Origin of the sequence: Mesorhizobium sp. M6A.T.Cr.TU.016.01.1.1 (genome assembly GCF_003952585.1) — a bacterium.
Taxonomy (GTDB): domain Bacteria; phylum Pseudomonadota; class Alphaproteobacteria; order Rhizobiales; family Rhizobiaceae; genus Mesorhizobium; species Mesorhizobium mediterraneum.
Window position 1 is genome coordinate 4801051 of sequence record NZ_CP034452.1, and the last position, 18716, is coordinate 4819766.

The following is an 18716-nucleotide window of genomic DNA, read 5'->3' on the forward strand; positions in this document are numbered from 1 at the left end:
CGTGTTTCGTACCAGCGACATAGTCCTGATCGCCGTCATGGTTTCGGCTGCGGCCCTGACCTACAAGACCAAGCGCGAAGCCGAAGAACAATTGGCGGCGGTGCACAAGATCCAAGCGCAGATCCGCTACGAGGAGGATACGATCGACCTGCTCAAGGCGGACTGGAGCCTGCTTACCCAGCCGTCGCGCCTGCAAAAGCTGGCCGACATCTATAAATCGCAACTCGAGCTCGAGCCGGTCAGCGCCCGCCAGATCATCGGGCTGGACGATCTGCCGGCAAAACCCGTCACAATCGAGGACCTTTCGTCCCAGCCGTTGGGCGGCATGGCCGATAGTGGCGGCAAGGACCCTGTGGTCACCGGAGGCATCGTCCAATGATTCCGAGGGTTCCATTGATCGCCAGGGTTGCCAGACTGCTGAAGAGCGGCGCCAAGTTGGAGGACGGATCGATTGTGGTCGAAGGCGCCCGCAAGGCGACCGGCGGCAAGGGCAGGACCCGCATTGTGATGACGATGGCGGTGTTCTTCGGCATCTATTCGACCATCACCGGGCGGCTGGTCTATCTGGGTTTTCAGAATCCCGACCTGTCCGGCGGCCCGCAGAGCCGGGTGACGGCGTCTCGGCCCGACATTGTCGACCGCAACGGCGAGGTGCTGGCGACGGACATCAAGACGGCATCGCTGTTTGCCGAGCCACGCCGCATCGTCGACGCCGACGAGGCGATCGAAAAGCTGGCGACGGTGCTTCCCGAAATCGATTACGAGCAGACCTACCATAAGCTGAAGAGCGGCGCCGGCTTCGTCTGGCTGCAGCGGCAACTGACGCCCAAGCAGCAATCGGATATCATGCAACTCGGTATTCCCGGCTTCGGCTTCCGCACCGAAAAGCGCCGTTTCTATCCGGCCGGCGAAACCTCGTCCTACATTGTCGGGCTCACCAACGTCGACAACCAGGGCATCTCCGGCATGGAGAAATACATCGACGAACAGGGACTGAGCGACCTTCAGGCGTCGGGACTTGCCGTGGCCAAGGATCTGAAGCCGGTGCGGCTCTCGATCGACCTGCGCGTCCAGCATGTCGTGCGTGACGAGGTCGCCAGCGGCATGGAGAAATACCGCGCAATCGCGGCGGGCGCCGTCGTTCTCAACATCAAGACCGGAGAAGTGATGGCGATGGCCTCGGTTCCGGATTTCGATCCGAACAACCCCTACAATGCGCAGGAAAAGGACCGCTTGAACCGCATGTCGGCCGGCCTCTACGAAATGGGCTCGACCTTGAAGAGCTTTACCACCGCCATGGCGCTCGATTCCGGCAAAGTGACGCTGGAAAGCCGTTTCGACGCTTCGCGTCCGATCAGGATCGGCCGTCAGACCATCCATGATTTTCATGGCAAGGCCCGGGTGCTGTCGGTGCCCGAAGTGTTCATCTACTCGTCCAACATCGGTTCGGCCAAGGAAGCCGAAGCGGTTGGCATTGAGGGGCACCGCGAATTCCTGCATCGCCTGGGGATCCTCGAGAAGATGCAGACGGAACTGCCGGAGGTCGCCCGCCCGACCGAGCCCAAAGTCTGGAAGCAGGTCCATTCGATCACCATCGCCTTCGGTCACGGTGTGTCGACGACGCCGCTGCAGACGGCGGTCGGCTGCGCCGCGCTGATGAATGGCGGCTATCTGATCGAGCCGACCTTCCTGACGCGCACCCAGGACCAGGCGATGTCGGTGGCCAAGAAAGTGGTCAGCGACAAGACATCCGAGAGCATGCGCTATCTCTACGCGCTGAACGCCGAGAAAGGGTCAGGCAGGAACGCCAGGGTTCCAGGTTATCGCGTCGGCGGCAAGACGGGAACGGCCGAGAAGGTTGTCAACGGCCGCTACTCAAAGGACAAGAATTTCAACGCCTTCGTTGCGGCTTTCCCGATGGACGATCCGCAATACATCGTGCTCACGATCGCCGACGAACCGAAGCCGGAAAAGCCCGGCATGGGTGCGACGGCCGCCTCGAATGCGGGCGCCATGGCTGCAAACATCATTCGACGTTCGGCTTCCATGCTTGGCGTGAAGCCAGATTTCAGCCATGAAAATGGCGCAACGCTGGTTTCCTATCAGTGATTCTTAGGGCGCGCCGGCAACTGCGCGCTATTTTGTTGCGATGAACGGGGTTCGATGAAGCTGAAAGATCTAGCCGGTATCCTGCCTGTCGAGGGGACAGCTTCCTTCGATACGGAGGTTACCGGGATTTCGTCGGATTCCCGCCAGGTAAGACCGGGCGTGGTCTTTTTCGCGCTCACCGGCACCAAGGCGGATGGCGCCGCCTATGCCGCCGATGCCGCCAGCCGCGGCGCAGCAGCGATCGTGGCCGGCAAGGGCAGCGCCATCGCCGGACTGCCGGTGCCCGTTCTCGCCGTCGACGATCCGCGCCTTGCGCTGGCGCTGAGTGCCGCCCGCTACTTCGGCAGGCAGCCGCAAACCATGGTCGCGGTGACCGGCACCAGCGGCAAGACATCGGTCGCGGCTTTCACCAGGCAGATCTGGGAGCAGTCAGGCCTCGCTGCCGCTTCAATCGGCACGACCGGCGTGGTGGCGCCGGGCCGCAACGAATATGGCTCGCTGACCACCCCCGACCCGGTAGATCTGCACAGGCTGCTGGCGGAACTGGCGGATGCCGGCGTCACCCACGCATCGATGGAAGCCTCCAGCCACGGCCTCGACCAGCGCCGGCTCGACGGCGTGAAACTTGCAGCCGGCGGTTTCACCAATCTCGGTCGCGACCACATGGACTACCATCCGACGGTCGAGGACTATCATCGCGCCAAGCTGCGCCTGTTCGACACGCTGCTGCCGAAGGGCGCGCCGGCCGTCATCTTTGCCGACGATCCATGGTCAGAGCCGACGATCCAGGCGGCGAGAGCGGCGGGATTGAATGTGCTGACGGTTGGCCGTCATGGCGAGTTCCTGAGACTGAAGCGGGTCGAGCACGAGCGCCACCGCCAGCGTGCCGAGGTCGAGGTCGATGGCATTCTCCACGAGGTCGACCTTCCGCTGGCCGGGGATTTCCAGATAGCCAATGCGCTGGTTTCGGCGGGCCTCGCCATTTCCACTGGAACGCCTGCCGCCAAAGCCCTGATGGCGTTGGAGAAATTGAAGGGCGCGCCGGGTCGGCTGGACCTTGTCGGCACCACTGTCAACGGTGCGCCAGTCTATGTCGATTACGCGCACAAGCCGGACGCGCTGGAAAACGTGTTGGCTTCGGTACGGCCGTTCACCACCGGTCGCGTCATCGTCGTGTTCGGCTGTGGCGGCGACCGCGACCGGGGCAAGCGTCCGATCATGGGCGAGATCGCCTCGCGACTCGCCGATGTCGTCATCGTCACCGACGACAATCCGCGCTCGGAAGTGCCCGAAACGATCCGCGCTGCGATCCTTGCCGCCGCACCCGGGGCCGTAGAGATCGGCGATCGGCGCAAGGCGATCCACGAGGCAGTCGCCATGCTCCATGCCGGCGACACGCTGATCGTGGCTGGAAAGGGACATGAGGAAGGCCAGACCGTCGGCGCCGAGACGCTGCATTTTTCCGACCATGAGGAAGTCCGCTCCGCGCTCCAGGAGCGCGTCGCATGAGCTTCCTGTGGACCTCCGAGGATCTCGTCGCCGCCATGGGCGGACGACCGCTCGGGCCGATGCCGGAAGGTATTAGCGGCATCTCGATCGACAGCCGCAGCCTTGAGCCGGGCGATGCTTTCTTCGCCATCAAGGGCGAGGCGATGGACGGCCATGATTTCGCGACCGCCGCCATCAAGGCCGGCGCCGGCGTGCTGGTCGTCGCCGAGGGCAAGCTGCCGTCGCTCGGGCGGCTGACGGCGCCGATGATCGTCGTGCAGGACGTGCTGGCCGCGCTGGAAAAGCTAGGCCTGGCCGCACGCGCGCGGTCCAGCGCGAGGATCATCGCGGTGACCGGTTCGGCGGGCAAGACCACCACCAAGGAAGCGCTGCGCCATGTGCTGTCCGCGGTCGGCAAGGTGCATGCGTCGCCCCAGTCTTTCAACAACCACTGGGGTGTGCCGCTGACGCTGGCGCGGATGCCGATGGATTGCGACTATGCCGTCTTCGAGATCGGCATGAACCACCCCGATGAGATCCGGCCGCTGGTCAAGATGGTCCGGCCGCATGTCGCCATCATCACGCTGATCGCCGCGGCACATCTCGGCTTCTTCCGTAATCTGGACGAGATCGCCAAGGCCAAGGCCGAGATTTTCGAAGGGCTGGAACCGGACGGCGCCGTTCTTCTCAACCGCGACGACCCGCGCTGGAAGCTTCTGGACAAGATGGCGAGAGCCGCCGGCGTCGAGCACATTTACGGGTTTGGCGAGAATGCCCGCGCGACCTTCAAACTGCTCAAATGCGCGCTGCATGCCGATCATTCGGTCATCGCCGCCAAGATCGGCGGACAGGAAATCACCGCCAGGGTAGGCGCGCCGGGCCGCCACATGGTGCAGAATGTCCTGGCCGTGCTGGGCGCCGCGCATCTGGTCGGCGCCGACATCGCCAGGGTGGCGCTGGCGCTCGCCGATCTTTCGGCCGAACGCGGACGCGGCAAGCGCCATGTGCTGCGCCACCCCAGGGGTTCGATCACGCTGATCGACGAGAGCTACAACGCCAATCCGGCGTCGATGAGCGCTGCAATGGCGCTGCTCAACGCGACGCCGGTGTCGGGCGAAGGCAGGCGCATCGCGGTGCTCGGCGACATGCTCGAACTCGGCGACCACTCGGCGAAGCTGCATGCCGCACTTGCCGATCTCATCGTCGGCACCGACACGCGCACGGTCTTTCTCGCCGGCCCGGAGATGCGGGCGCTGGCCGATATCCTGCCCGATGAGATCAAGACGGAGTATCGGGCCGGCGCCGAGGATCTGAAGCTGGTGCTTCTGTCGGCGCTGAAGCCTGGCGATGTGGTGATGATCAAATCGTCGAAAGGCATCGGCTTTTCCAAGCTGGTCGACGCATTGCTCGGCAAATTTCCGGCTGTAGCCGCAACCACAAAACAGACCTAGAGCCAGGTCCGGGGGCCGAATCGCATGTTCACACTGCTCGTCGAATTCGCGGACAAGATCTCGGTCTTCAACGTCTTCCGCTACATAACCTTCCGCACCGGCGGTGCGCTGATCACCGCGGCGCTGATCGTCTTCATCTTCGGACCGGCCATCATCAATTCGCTGAGGCTGCGGCAGGGCAAGGGCCAGCCGATCCGCGCCGACGGGCCGCAGACGCATTTCAAGAAAGCCGGCACGCCGACCATGGGCGGGCTGATGATCCTGTGCGGCATCGTCGGCTCATCGCTTCTGTGGGCGAACCTGTCCAGCATCTATGTCTGGGTGGTGCTGCTGGTGACCCTGGGTTTCGGCTCGATCGGCTTCTACGACGATTATCTCAAGGTGACGAAGCAATCGCATCTCGGTTTTTCCGGCAAGGCGCGGCTGGCGCTTGAATTCGTCATCGCCGGCATCGCCGCCTGGGTGATCATGCACAACGGCCAGGCGCCGTTCTCGTCATCGCTGACTTTTCCTTTCGCCAAGGAGTTTCTCGTCAATCTCGGCTGGTTCTTCATCCCGTTTGCGTGCTTCGTCATCGTCGGCGCCGGCAATGCCGTGAACCTGACAGATGGCCTCGACGGGCTGGCGATCGTGCCGATCATGATCGCGGCGGCGTCCTTCGGCGTCATCGCCTACCTGTCCGGCAACGCGGTGTTCGCCGAATATCTGCAGATCCATTTCGTGCCCGGCACCGGCGAATTGGCGGTGGTCCTCGGCGCGGTGATCGGCGCCGGCCTCGGCTTCCTATGGTTCAACGCACCGCCCGCCGCGATCTTCATGGGCGATACCGGCTCGCTGGCCTTGGGCGGCCTGATCGGCACGGTCGCGGTTGCCACCAAGCATGAGATCGTGCTGGTCATCGTCGGCGGCCTGTTCGTCGTCGAGATCCTGTCGGTCATCATCCAGGTCGGCTACTTCAAGATGACCGGCAAGCGCGTGTTCCTGATGGCGCCGATCCACCATCATTTCGAAAAGCTCGGCTGGACAGAAAGCCAGGTGGTGATCCGCTTCTGGATCATCGCCGTTATCCTGGCGCTGGTCGGTCTGTCGACCCTGAAGCTCCGATAGGAGGTCGCGTGATCCCCGCCGTATCCTTCGCAGGCAAGCGCGTTTCGCTCTTCGGGCTCGGCGGCTCGGGGATCGCCACGGCGCGCGCGCTCATCGAGGGCGGAGCGGACGTGCTGGCCTGGGACGACAATCCCGGCAGCGTCGCCAATGCCGCGGCCGTCGGTATCGCGACCGGCGATCTGCGCGGTGCCGAGTGGGCGAAGTTCTCGGCGTTCGTGCTGTCGCCCGGCGTGCCGCTGACGCATCCGAAGCCGCACTGGACAGTGGAGCTGGCGCGCGCTTCAGGCGTCGAGATCATTGGCGACATCGAGCTGCTCTGCCGCGAGCGGACGTTGCTGGCGCCGGCAGCACCCTTCATCGCCATCACCGGCACCAACGGCAAATCGACGACCACGGCGCTGACGGCGCATATTCTGAAATCGGCCGGACGCGACACGCAGATGGGCGGCAATATCGGCCGCGCGGTGATGACGCTCGATCCGCCGGAGCCCGGGCGGCACTATGTCGTGGAATGCTCGTCCTACCAGATAGACCTGGCGCCCTCGATCAATCCGACCGCCGGCGTCCTGCTCAACCTGACGCCCGATCATCTCGACCGTCATGGCACGATGCAGCACTATGCCGCGATCAAGGAACGGCTGGCGGCCGGCAGCGAAACCGCGATTGTCGGTATCGACGATTCCTGGTGCGCCCAGCTCGCCGACCGGCTGGAACGGGCAGGCCGGCACGTCATCCGCATTTCCAAGCGCCTGCCGCTGACCGACGGCTATTTCGCCGACGGCACCGATCTGATGGAAGCGGTGCATGGCCGGTATAGCCGCGTTGCCTTTCTCGAAGGCATCGGCTCGCTGCGCGGCCAGCACAATGCGCAGAATGCGTTGGCCGCCGTCGCCGCCTGCCTCAAGGTCGGGCTCGATCTGGGCGAGATCCAGTCGGGGCTGGAGAGCTTTCCCGGGCTGGCGCACCGCATGGAGCAGGTCGGCCGCAAGGGCCATGTGCTGTTCATCAACGATTCCAAGGCAACCAATGCCGATGCGGCAGCGCCTGCATTGTCCAGCTTCCCGCGCATCTACTGGATCGCCGGCGGGTTGCCGAAAGAGGGCGGCATCGAGCCGTTGCGGGGACTCTTTCCGCGCATCGCCAAGGCCTATCTGATCGGTGAGGCCGCACCAGCCTTCTCGGCGACGCTCGGCGAGGCGGTGCCTTACGAGATCTCCGGCACGCTGGCTGCGGCGGTCGAACACGCCGCAAGCGACGCGGCCAGGGATGATGGCAACGGCGAGGTGGTGGTGCTGCTTTCACCGGCCTGCGCCAGTTTCGACCAGTTCAAGAATTTCGAAGTGCGCGGCGAAGCCTTCAGGCAAGCTGCGAGCACTATTGATGGCGTGAAGCCGATCGGAGGGACACGATAATGCAAAGTCGTCTCGACAAAAGCCCGGTTGCCACCTGGTGGTGGACGATCGATCGCTGGTTCCTGGCCGCGTTCCTGTCGCTGATGGGGCTCGGTATCGTGCTGTCCTTCGCGGCGAGCCCGGCAGTGGCCCAGCGCATCGGCCTTGACAGTTTCCACTTCGCCACACGGCAGATCATCTTCACCATTCCAGCACTTGGCGTGATGCTGGCCGTTTCCTTCCTGGAATCGCGGCAGATCAGGCGCATGGCGCTGGTGATGCTGTGCGCTACGCTGTTCCTGATGGTGGCGGTGCTCTACATCGGCGTCGAGGTGAAGGGGGCGCGGCGCTGGGTATCGCTTGCCGGCCTGTCGATCCAGCCGTCGGAATTCCTGAAGCCGGCCTTCGTCGTCATCTGCGCCTGGCTGTTTGCAGAACATAAGCGTCAGCCCGACATTCCCGGCAATCTGTTCGCCATGCTGCTGCTTGCCCTCGTCATCTCGCTGCTCGTGGCGCAGCCTGATTTCGGCCAGACCATGCTGGTGCTCGGCACCTGGGGGGTGATGTTCTTCATGGCCGGATTGCCGTGGCTGTGGATCATCGCGCTGGGCGCTGCCGGCATCGGCGGCGTGTTCGCCGCCTATACGGTGTTCCCGCATGTCGCCGGCCGCATCGACCGCTTCCTGACCGGCGAGGGCGATACGTTCCAGGTCGACATGGGCCGCGATGCGCTGATCAATGGCGGCTGGTTCGGCGTCGGGCCGGGTGAGGGCACCGTCAAGCGGGTCATACCCGACAGCCATGCCGATTTCGTCTTCTCGGTGGCCGGCGAGGAGTTCGGACTGATCATGTGCTTCTTCATCATGACCATCTTCGCCTTCATCGTGCTGCGCGGGCTCAGCACCGCGCTCAAGGAGCAGGACGATTTCACACGCTATGCGGTTGGCGGCCTGGTCACGGTTTTCGGCCTGCAGTCGGTCATCAATATGGCCGTCAACCTGCAGCTGATGCCGGCCAAGGGCATGACCCTGCCGTTCATCTCCTATGGCGGTTCCTCGCAGATCGCCATCGCAATCTCGATGGGCATGGTGCTGGCGCTGACCCGCAAGCGGCCGGAAAAGCGCAAGCAGTTGGGCTTCGCACCGTCGCAGCGCGCCATGCCGGCGGAGTGAAATGTCGAGGGGCGTTATCCTACTAGCGGCCGGCGGCACGGGCGGGCATCTCTTCCCGGCCGAGGCGCTGGCGCACGAGCTGACCAGGCGCGGCTGGACGGTGCATCTGGCCACCGATGACCGCGCCGCGCGTTTTGCCGGCCAGTTTCCGGCCGCAGGCATCCATCCGATCCAGTCGGCAACCATCGGCTCGAAAAATCCTTTTGCGGTGCTCGCCGCCTTCTGGAAAATCTGGGGTGGCGTGCGGCAGGCATCCGCCGTGATCGGCCGGATCAAGCCCGCCGTCGTGGTCGGTTTCGGCGGCTATCCGACGCTGCCGCCGCTCTATGCGGCGACGCGGCGCAAGGTGCCGACGATGATCCACGAGCAGAACGCGGTGATGGGGCGCGCCAACCGGGCGCTGGCCGGCCGCGTCGATGCCATTGCCGGCGGGTTTTTGCCGGAAGATTCAAGCGCTGCAGGCGCCAAGACGGTGACGACGGGCAATCCGGTCAGGCCGCAAGTGCTGGAGGCGGCAAAGACGCCTTACACGACCTCGACCGGAAACCAGCGCTTCCGGTTTCTGGTGTTCGGCGGCAGCCAGGGCGCACAGTTCTTTTCCGATGTAATGCCGGGGGCGGTCGGACTGCTTTCCGATGCACAACGCAAGCGGCTTGATATAACGCAGCAGGCCCGCGCCGACGATGTCGAGCGGGTGAAGGCGGCCTATGCCGCCCTTGGCGTCGAGGCTGAGGTGTCGCCCTTCTTCACCGACATGGCGGCGCGCATCGCTGCGGCGCATCTGGTGATGTCGCGGTCCGGTGCATCGACCGTTTCGGAAATCGCGGTGATCGGCCGTCCGGCGCTGCTGGTGCCCTATCCGCACGCGCTCGACCACGACCAGGCGGCCAATGCCGCGGCATTGGCCGCTGCAGGTGGAGCGGAAGTGCATCCGCAATCCACGCTTTCGTCCAAGCGCATTGCCGCGCTGATTGGTACTCTGATGGACAATCCGGAGCGGCTGACCACAATGGCCGCGGCGGCGAAATCGGCCGGAAAACCGGACGCGGCACGGTTGCTCGCCGATCTGACAGAGGCTATTGCGTCGAAGAAAAGCATATCGGACTTCAGGAAGGAGACGCACGCATGAAGATGCCGCAGACGATCGGCCTTGTGCATTTCATCGGCATCGGCGGTATCGGTATGAGCGGCATCGCCGAGGTGCTGCATAATCTCGGCTACAAGGTGCAGGGGTCCGACCAGGCCGACAGCGCCAATGTGCAGCGGCTGCGCGACAAGGGCATCGAGTGCTTTGTCGGCCATCACGCCGATAATGTCGGCGATGCCGAAGTGGTTGTCGTCTCGACGGCGATCAAGAAATCCAATCCGGAGCTGAAGGCCGCGCGGGAGAAACTGCTTCCCGTCGTCCGTCGCGCCGAGATGCTTGCCGAACTGATGCGCTTTCGGCAGGCGGTGGCCATCGGCGGCACCCATGGCAAGACGACGACGACCTCGATGGTGGCGACGCTGCTCGAAGCCGGCGGGCTCGATCCGACCGTGATCAATGGCGGCATCATCAATGCCTATGGCACCAACGCCCGCATGGGCGACGGCGAATGGATGGTGGTCGAGGCCGACGAGAGCGACGGCACGTTCCTGAAGCTGCCGGCCGAGATTGCCGTCGTCACCAACATCGATCCCGAACATCTCGACCATTACGGCTCCTTCGACAAGGTGCGCGAGGCCTTTCGCCAGTTCGTCGAGAACGTGCCGTTCTACGGTTTCGGCGTCATGTGCACCGACCATCCGGAGGTGCAGGCGCTGGTCAGCCGCATCGAGGACCGGCGCGTCATCACCTATGGCGAGAACGCGCAGGCCGACGTGCGTTTCACCAATCACCGGATGGACGGCCCGACCTCGGAATTCGACGTGGTGATCCGCGACCGCAAGACCCGCGGCCAGTCGACGATATCAGGCCTGCGCCTGCCGATGCCCGGCCGTCACAATGTCTCCAACGCGACCGCGGCGATCGCCGTCGCGCATGAGCTCGGCCTTTCGGCCGAGGCGATCAAGAAGGGCCTGTCGTCCTTCGCCGGCGTCAAGCGGCGCTTCACCCGAACCGGTTCGTGGAACGGCGTCGAAATATTCGACGATTACGGCCACCATCCGGTCGAGATCACGGCGGTTCTGAAGGCGGCGCGCGATGCCACCAAGGGCCGCGTCATCGCCATTGCCCAGCCACACCGCTTCACCCGGCTGCACGACCTGTTCGACGAGTTTTCCGTCTGCTTCAACGATGCCGACACGGTGATGGTGGCGCCGGTCTATGCGGCAGGCGAAGAGCCGATCGACGGGGTGACGTCCGAAGCATTGGTGTCGCGCATCCGCTCCGGCGGCCATCGCGACGCGCGCTACATCGAAGGCCCCGCGGCGATTGCGCCGGTTATCCGCGACCTGGCGAAACCAGGCGATTTCATCGTCTTCCTTGGTGCCGGCAACATCACGCAATGGGCTTACGCGCTGCCCAAGGAACTCGGCGGTACCGCCTCATGATGCGCGGCCAGGCATTGATCGACAAGCTTGGCGGCCGGCTTGCCGGCCTGCGCGGCCGCATCACGCCCAATGCCGAGATGGACAAGATCACCTGGTTCCGCGCCGGCGGACTGGCCGACGCGCTGTTCCAGCCGGCCGACGAGGACGATCTCGCCGCGTTCCTTAGAGCAGTGCCCGAAGAGATACCGCTGACCATCGTAGGCATCGGCTCGAACCTGCTTGTCCGCGACGGGGGCATTGCCGGCTTCGTCATCCGGCTTTCGGCCAAAGGCTTTGGCGAAGCCGAAGTGATTGCGCCGACCACGATCAAGGCGGGGGCTGCCACGCCCGACAAGCGCGTTGCGGCCGTTGCCTACCAGGCCGGGATCGGCGGCTTTGATTTTTACCACGGCATTCCGGGCGCCGTCGGCGGCGCGCTGAGGATGAACGCCGGCGCCAATGACGTCGAGACGCGCGAGCGCGTCGTCGAGGTGCGGGCGCTCGACCGCAAGGGCAATTTGCACACGCTGAGCAACGCCGATATGGGCTACGCCTATCGCCATTCGGCAGCACCTGCCGGGCTGATCTTCACATCGGCTGTGTTCGAAGGGGTTTTGGCAGAAAAGGCCGCGATCAAGGCGGCGATGGACGCCGTCCAGCATCATCGCGAGACCGTGCAGCCGATCCGCGAAAAGACCGGCGGCTCGACCTTCAAGAATCCGGAGGGCACCTCGGCCTGGAAGGAGATCGACAGGGCGGGCTGTCGGGGGCTGATGATCGGCGGCGCGCAGATGTCACCGATGCACTGCAACTTCATGATCAACACCGGAACCGCGACCGGCTACGACCTCGAATATCTCGGCGAGACGGTGCGCGCTCGTGTGCTCGAAAAGTCGGGCATCCGGCTGCATTGGGAAATCAAGCGCATCGGCAATTTCCGGCCGGGACACGAGGTTCAGGAGTTCCTCGGACAGTTGCTCTAAAGACTCACAACACAGTTTTCACTGCCGTTTTTGCGGAAAGTGAATCTCTCGGAATCGTAAGGACTTGCCAGTGAATCAACTCTCTGATTCTCTGCCCTGAAGCGTTTCCTGATTTGAGTCGTTTCGACGCGTTGCCAGCGTTTTTCCGTCAGGGGCAGCCTGCCGGGAGGCTCGGGGACTCGATGTTGCGGAAATCATGAGAGCAGGGACTGCTCCGAGCGTTTGAGTGTGCGGCCCTTTCCGGGGCATGTGAGATGCAGACCCGCCGTGAAAGGGCCCGCCGTGAGAGGGAATGACGGGAAATGAAAAGCAAGCACGTGGCCGTCCTTCTGGGTGGATTCTCGTCCGAGCGGCCCGTGTCTTTGTCCTCGGGGAAAGCCTGTGCCGATGCGCTCGAGAAGGAAGGCTACCGGGTTACTCGCGTCGACGTCTCGCGTGACGTCGGATCGGTGCTCGCCGAGCTCAGGCCCGATGTTGCCTTCAATGCGCTGCATGGCCCTTTCGGAGAGGACGGCACCATCCAGGGCATCCTTGAATATCTTGCCATTCCCTACACCCATTCCGGCGTGCTCGCCTCGGCGCTTGCCATGAACAAGGAACAGGCCAAGAAGATCGCCAAGTCTGTCGGCATCGCGGTCGCGGAATCGAAGGTGGTCAATCGCTTCGCCATCCAGAACAAGCACCCGATGAAGCCGCCCTATGTCGTCAAGCCGGTCAACGAAGGGTCGAGCTTCGGCGTCGTCATCGTGCATGAAGGGCAGTCGCATCCGCCGCAGGTTATCGGTTCGTCCGACTGGAAGTACGGCGATACCGTCATGGTGGAGCGCTACGTGCACGGACGGGAATTGACCTGCGCGGTGATGGGCGACGTGGCGCTTGGCGTCTGCGAGATCATCCCGACCGGCCATTCCTTCTACGACTATGATTCAAAATACGTCGCGGGCGGATCAAAACACGAATGCCCTGCAAAAATTTCACCGAATATTTACCAAAAAATACAGACACTGACGCTCAAGGCTCACCAAGCTATCGGCTGCCGGGGCGTTTCCCGGTCGGACTTCCGTTATGATGATCGACACTCCGAGAACGGCGAAATTGTCTGGCTCGAAGTCAACACTCAGCCGGGCATGACGCCGACATCCTTGGTGCCTGAAATCGCTGCGCAGGCAGGACACTCGTTCGGCGATTTGTTGAGTTGGATGGTGGAGGACGCTTCGTGTCTGCGTTGAGGTGGGGACAGGGCAAGGGGAAGGGCGCGGCCGGGCCGACGCTGTTCGGTGTGTCGTTGTCGTTCGACCATTTCGTGCTGCCGCGTCTGCTTCGCCGGCCGGTGCGCGTGCTTGCGCGTCTGGGCGAGGACGACTTCGAGGTGCCGCCGTTTTCCGCGGCCATCCTGTCGGCGGCGCTGCTCGTATCGGGCAGTGCCTATGGCGCCTATCTCGGCGGACATGTCGACGGTATCGTTCAGGGCATCACCGCCCGCACCGGCTTTGCCGTCGATCAGATCAAGGTGGTTGGCAACCGCGCAACCTCAGAGATCGACATTCTCGACAGGATGCAGCTCGATGGCTGGACGTCGCTGATCGGCTTCGATGTCGAAGCCGCGCGGGAGCGCATAGCCACGCTGCCCTGGGTCGAGGTTGCGGCGGTGCGCAAGGTCTATCCGCACACGCTGGAGGTGCGCATCGAGGAGCGAGAGCCTTTTGCGCTCTGGCAGCAGGGCAGCGAGCTTTCCGTCATCGAACGGTCCGGCGCCGTGATCGCGCCATTCTCCGGCGGCAAGCAAGCGCTGCTGCCGCTGATCGTCGGCACTGGTGCCCCGGCCAAGGCGCCCGATTTCCTGGCAAGGGTCAAGAAATATCCAGAGCTTGCTGCGCGGGTCAAAGGCTATATTCGCATCGGCGAACGGCGTTGGGACCTGAAGCTGGAGAACGGCATTACGGTCAAGCTCCCCGAAGATGGCGAGGATCAGGCGATCGCCGATCTGGTCAGGATGGACCGCGAGAACGGGCTGCTGACGCGCGACATCGCCGCCGTCGACATGCGCCTTTCCGATCGCCTCGTCGTCCAGTTGACGCCGGAGGCGGCAACGCAGCGCCAGGCTGCGCTCAACGAAAAGCCGAAAATGCCGAAGCGCAAGGCGGAGACGAAAATATGAGCTGGCTTGGCGGCAACAGCGATGCCTCGTCGCGCCGATCCGGCATCATGACGGTGCTGGATGTCGGCTCGAGCAAGGTCTGCTGCGTGGTGGCCAAGCTCAAGCCGCGCGAGGACGGCAATCTGCTGCGCGGGCGCTCGCATCGCATCCAGGTGATCGGCATCGGCCACCAGAAATCACAAGGCGTGAAATCGGGTGTCGTCATCGATCTCGACAGGGCCGAGCACGCCATCCGCCTTGCCGTCGATGCCGCCGAGCGCATGGCCGGCCTGACCGTCGATTCGCTGATCGTCAACATGACGGCCGGCCGGCTGAAGAGCGAAAGCTTCTCGGCAACCATCAATCTCGGCGGCCATGAGGCCGACGAGGCCGACATCAAGCGCGTGCTTGCCGCCGGTGCCAAGCAGGCACTGCGGGCCGAGCGCGAGGTGATCCATTCGCTTCCCGTCGGCTTTTCGCTGGACGCCGAGCGCGGCGTGCGTGATCCGCGCGGCATGGTTGGCGACCAGCTCGGCGTCGACATGCATGTGCTGACGGGTGACGCGGCACCGTTGCGCAATCTGGAGCTTTGCATCAACCGTTCGCACCTGTCGGTCGAGCGCATGGTGGCGACGCCCTATGCCAGCGGGCTTGCCGCACTGGTCGACGACGAACTCGAAATGGGCGCAGCTTGCATCGACATGGGTGGCGGCACCACGACGATCTCGGTCTTTTCGGAAGGCAAGTTCGTCCATGGCGACGCCATCGCCATCGGCGGCAACCATGTGACGCTGGACATGGCCAAGGGCCTGTCGACCTCGCTCGACGCCGCCGAGAGGCTGAAAGTGATGCATGGCTCGGCGCTGCCCGGCAGTGCCGACGACCGCGATCTGGTCTCGATACAGCCGATCGGCGAGGATGGCGAGATGCCGCTGCAGATACCGCGTTCGGTGATGACGCGCATCATCCGGGCACGCATCGACGAGACGCTCGAACTGTTGCGCGACCGGCTCAACAGGTCCGGCTACGGCAACGCCGTCGGCAAGCGCGTCGTGCTGACCGGCGGCGCCAGCCAGCTTTCCGGCCTGCCCGAGGCGGCGCGCCGCATTCTCGGACGCAATGTGCGCATCGGCCGTCCGCTCGGCGTGGCGGGCCTGCCCGAGGCGGCCAAGGGACCGGCTTTCTCGACGCCGGTCGGGCTTCTGATCTATCCGCAGATGGCGAATTTCGAGAGCCATCCGGCGAAAGGAATTTCTGGTCTCAGGATGACCGGAACGGGCGGAAAACTGCATCGAATGAGTCAGTGGTTGAGAGACAGTTTTTAAATTGACGGGGACAGCCCCATAGGCGGCCGCAGCGGCGAAGCGGCGGGAAAGGCAAAGGACGGAGACAATGACCATCAATCTGCAGAAGCCGGACATCACCGAGCTCAAGCCGCGTATCACCGTGTTCGGTGTCGGCGGCGGCGGCGGCAATGCCGTCAACAACATGATCACCGCCGGCTTGCGCGGCGTCGAGTTCGTGGTGGCCAATACCGACGCGCAGGCGCTGACCATGTCCAAGGCGGATCGCCTGATCCAACTCGGCGCGCATGTCACCGAGGGCCTGGGTGCGGGATCGCAACCGGAAGTCGGGCGCGCGGCGGCGGAGGAATGCATCGACGAGATCATCGATCATCTCTCCAACACCCATATGTGCTTCGTCACTGCCGGCATGGGCGGCGGCACCGGCACGGGGGCCGCGCCTGTCGTTGCACGTGCTGCCCGCGAAAAGGGGATTCTCACCGTCGGCGTCGTCACCAAGCCGTTCCATTTCGAAGGCCAGCGCCGCATGAAGACGGCGGATCTGGGCATCGAGGAATTGCAGAAATGCGTCGACACCCTGATCGTCATCCCCAACCAGAACCTGTTCCGGCTGGCCAATGACAAGACGACCTTCGCCGACGCTTTCGCCATGGCCGACCAGGTGCTCTATTCCGGTGTCGCCTGCATCACCGACCTGATGGTCAAGGAAGGGCTGATCAACCTCGACTTCGCCGACGTCCGCTCGGTCATGCGCGAGATGGGCAAGGCGATGATGGGGACGGGCGAAGCTTCCGGCGAGGGCCGCGCCATGGCCGCCGCCGAAGCCGCAATCGCCAACCCGCTGCTCGACGAGACCTCGATGAAGGGCGCCAAGGGCCTGTTGATCTCGATCACCGGCGGCCGCGACCTGACCCTGTTCGAAGTCGACGAGGCGGCAACCCGCATTCGCGAGGAGGTCGATCAGGAAGCCAACATCATCCTGGGTGCGACGTTCGACGAGGATCTCGAAGGCGTCATCCGCGTATCGGTGGTTGCTACCGGCATCGACAAATCGGCGGCTGACATCGCCGCCGCGCCGATCGCCATCCGCACGGCTCCGCCAAAGCCGGTCAGCCGCCCGGCCGTTCCGGTCACGGAAAGCCGTCCGGCGCCTGTCCAGCAAGGAGGCTACGAGCCACGCGCCGCCGATCCTGTAGCCGAGGCGATCCAGCTTGCCGAGGCGAATGCCGCGGCGATGGCGCGTCCCGCACCGGCTGCCCAGGCGGAAGACTTCCGCCCGCAGAGCAAGATCTTCCAGGCGCCGCCGGCCCAGCCGCAGCCGATGGTGCAGCCAATGGTTCAGCAAGCGATGCAGCCTGCGCCACAGCGCGAGATGCTTCAGCCGGTAGCCGCGGCACCCCAGCGCATGCCGCGCGTCGAGGACTTCCCGCCGGTGGTGAAAGCCGAAGTGGAAGCCAAGGGCCGCCCGGCCGACCATGAGAACAGCGGGCCGATGGGGCTGCTCAAGCGTCTGACGAACGGCCTTACCCGCCGCGAAGAGGAGCCTGCACGGCTGCAGCCGGCGCAGCCGCGCGAGCCGAAACTGCGCCAGGCGGCACCCGAAGTGCGCCGTCTTGCCAGCCAGGACCCGCAGCTTTACGCGCCGCGCCGCGGCCAGTTGGATGACCAGGGCCGGCTGACGCCACAGAGCAGGGCTGTCCAGGAAGACGATCAGCTGGAGATTCCGGCATTCCTGCGCCGCCAGGCCAATTGACCTGTTAACGGTCCGTAACAGTTGTTAACAGGCAGACAAGAAATTGTTTGCCTGTTAATGTTAAAAGCAATGGGAAAACAGAGCTTTACGAGACCATGCCTGCTCCGGATTGCGGTTACAGATAGTAAGAAACCGTGATTTGGAGACTTCCTGCCGGACCACTATCTTCGCCCCGAGCAATGTCGGTTTGCCGGGATTCGGGGGAAGTACCCTGCCTGCCGATCAAAGAGCCGCGCCCTCGGGCTCATGAAGCGGACTTAGGCAGTATGGGCTATGGGGTTTGTTTTGCACGACTATCAGACGACACTTAAATCGCGTGCGACGCTGACCGGTACCGGCGTTCACAGCGGCAATTCCGTTACCGTTCATTTCCTGCCGGCAGACGCTGATACAGGTGTCGTGTTCCAGCTTTCGAATGGAAGCGAGGGCCGTGAGTTCCGTGCGCTCGTCTCGGAAGTCGGCGCCACCGATCTCTGCACGATGCTCGGCGACCCGGCAGGTGAGCATATCGCCACCGTCGAACATCTGATGGCCACGCTTTTCGGGCTTGGCATCGATAATGTCGTCATCGAGATCGACGGCCATGAGGTTCCGATCCTTGACGGCAGCGCCATGGCATTCTTGGAGGCAATCGACCAGGCGGGCATCGACACGCTGCCGGTCAAGCGCCGCTATATCCGTGTCGTCAAGCCGGTTCGCATCGAGAACGGTGCCTCCTGGGCGGAGTTCAGGCCCTATGACGGCACGCGCTTCGAGATCGAGATCGATTTCGAAAGCCCGGCGATCGGCCGTCAGCTCTTCGCATCCGACATGAACGCCGACATTTTCCGCCGCGATATCGCGCGGGCCCGTACCTTTGGTTTCATGAAGGATGTCGAGCGGCTGTGGGCAGCCGGCTATGCGCTTGGCTCCTCGTTGGAAAACTCCCTGGTGATCGGTGACGACAACCGCGTGATCAATATGGGAGGCTTGCGCTATCCCAACGAGTTCGTGCGCCACAAGACGATGGACGCCATGGGCGATCTGGCGCTGGCCGGCGCCCGGTTCATTGGCTGCTTCCGTTCGTATCGCGGCGGCCACAGGCTGAACGCGGCAGCGTTGCGCCGCCTTTTGTCGGACCGTTCGGCGTTCGAGATCGTCGAGACGACACGCCGCGAGCGCGGTCGTGCGGCCGATATGAGCGCCGTCTATGCGCCCGTTTACGCGCCCTGGATGATCTGATTCTTAACGTTTTTCGGGTTTTATAGGCGCCGGCCTGTGTTGCATGAATGCATCATTGGCCGGCGAAATCATGTAAGTGCGCGGGCCGC

15 protein-coding genes are annotated in these 18716 nt (G+C 63.8%); all 15 read left to right on the top strand.

The genetic code is table 11. The annotated features are described in order from the left end of the window. Position 1: 1 nt before the first annotated feature. The 15 genes from EJ075_RS23215 (at position 2) to lpxC (ending at position 18627) form a co-directional block, all read left to right on the top strand. Complete coding sequence (locus EJ075_RS23215) at positions 2-379, top strand: hypothetical protein (protein ID WP_095483327.1); 378 nt, start codon at positions 2-4, stop codon at positions 377-379. Then, positions 376-2109: a penicillin-binding protein 2 gene (locus tag EJ075_RS23220; protein ID WP_126105880.1), complete on the top strand. Its 1734-nt coding sequence runs from the start codon at positions 376-378 to the stop codon at positions 2107-2109. Before EJ075_RS23215 ends, EJ075_RS23220 begins: the two co-directional genes overlap by 4 nt. A 54-nt stretch (positions 2110-2163) precedes the next feature. Next, complete coding sequence (locus tag EJ075_RS23225) at positions 2164-3618, top strand: UDP-N-acetylmuramoyl-L-alanyl-D-glutamate--2,6-diaminopimelate ligase (RefSeq protein ID WP_126105881.1); 1455 nt, start codon at positions 2164-2166, stop codon at positions 3616-3618. After that, entirely contained in the window at positions 3615-5048 is a 1434-nt protein-coding gene (locus tag EJ075_RS23230; RefSeq protein ID WP_126105882.1) for a UDP-N-acetylmuramoylalanyl-D-glutamyl-2,6-diaminopimelate--D-alanyl-D-alanine ligase, read from the top strand. The genes EJ075_RS23225 and EJ075_RS23230 overlap by 4 nt, the downstream gene beginning before the upstream one ends. Before the next feature lie 24 nt (positions 5049-5072). Further along, positions 5073-6155: a phospho-N-acetylmuramoyl-pentapeptide-transferase gene (gene mraY / locus EJ075_RS23235; RefSeq protein WP_126105883.1), complete on the top strand. Its 1083-nt coding sequence runs from the start codon at positions 5073-5075 to the stop codon at positions 6153-6155. Between the two features lie 8 nt (positions 6156-6163). Then, positions 6164-7567, top strand: coding sequence for a UDP-N-acetylmuramoyl-L-alanine--D-glutamate ligase (gene murD, locus EJ075_RS23240; RefSeq protein ID WP_126105884.1), 1404 nt, complete (start codon positions 6164-6166; stop codon positions 7565-7567). Beyond that, positions 7567-8718 carry a putative lipid II flippase FtsW gene (ftsW, locus tag EJ075_RS23245; RefSeq protein WP_095483333.1) on the top strand — a complete coding sequence of 384 codons (1152 nt, stop codon included), beginning with the start codon at positions 7567-7569 and terminating at the stop codon, positions 8716-8718. The genes murD and ftsW overlap by 1 nt, the downstream gene beginning before the upstream one ends. A 1-nt stretch (position 8719) precedes the next feature. After that, complete coding sequence (gene murG / locus EJ075_RS23250; protein ID WP_126105885.1) at positions 8720-9847, top strand: undecaprenyldiphospho-muramoylpentapeptide beta-N-acetylglucosaminyltransferase; 1128 nt, start codon at positions 8720-8722, stop codon at positions 9845-9847. After that, positions 9844-11250, top strand: coding sequence for a UDP-N-acetylmuramate--L-alanine ligase (murC, locus tag EJ075_RS23255; protein WP_126105886.1), 1407 nt, complete (start codon positions 9844-9846; stop codon positions 11248-11250). The genes murG and murC overlap by 4 nt, the downstream gene beginning before the upstream one ends. Further along, complete coding sequence (murB, locus tag EJ075_RS23260) at positions 11247-12212, top strand: UDP-N-acetylmuramate dehydrogenase (RefSeq protein ID WP_126105887.1); 966 nt, start codon at positions 11247-11249, stop codon at positions 12210-12212. The genes murC and murB overlap by 4 nt, the downstream gene beginning before the upstream one ends. Before the next feature lie 302 nt (positions 12213-12514). Further along, entirely contained in the window at positions 12515-13441 is a 927-nt protein-coding gene (locus tag EJ075_RS23265) for a D-alanine--D-alanine ligase (RefSeq protein WP_126105888.1), read from the top strand. Continuing rightward, entirely contained in the window at positions 13429-14370 is a 942-nt protein-coding gene (locus EJ075_RS23270; RefSeq protein ID WP_126105889.1) for a cell division protein FtsQ/DivIB, read from the top strand. The genes EJ075_RS23265 and EJ075_RS23270 overlap by 13 nt, the downstream gene beginning before the upstream one ends. Continuing rightward, positions 14367-15674, top strand: coding sequence for a cell division protein FtsA (gene ftsA / locus EJ075_RS23275; RefSeq protein ID WP_095483339.1), 1308 nt, complete (start codon positions 14367-14369; stop codon positions 15672-15674). Before EJ075_RS23270 ends, ftsA begins: the two co-directional genes overlap by 4 nt. A gap of 67 nt (positions 15675-15741) precedes the next feature. Then, a complete protein-coding gene (ftsZ, locus tag EJ075_RS23280; protein WP_126105890.1) occupies positions 15742-17406 on the top strand; it encodes a cell division protein FtsZ in 1665 nt (554 codons plus the stop codon). A gap of 273 nt (positions 17407-17679) precedes the next feature. Further along, the gene (gene lpxC / locus EJ075_RS23285) at positions 17680-18627 is read left to right on the top strand and encodes a UDP-3-O-acyl-N-acetylglucosamine deacetylase (protein WP_126105891.1); all 948 of its coding nucleotides are present in this window, start codon (positions 17680-17682) and stop codon (positions 18625-18627) included. Positions 18628-18716 lie beyond the last annotated feature (89 nt).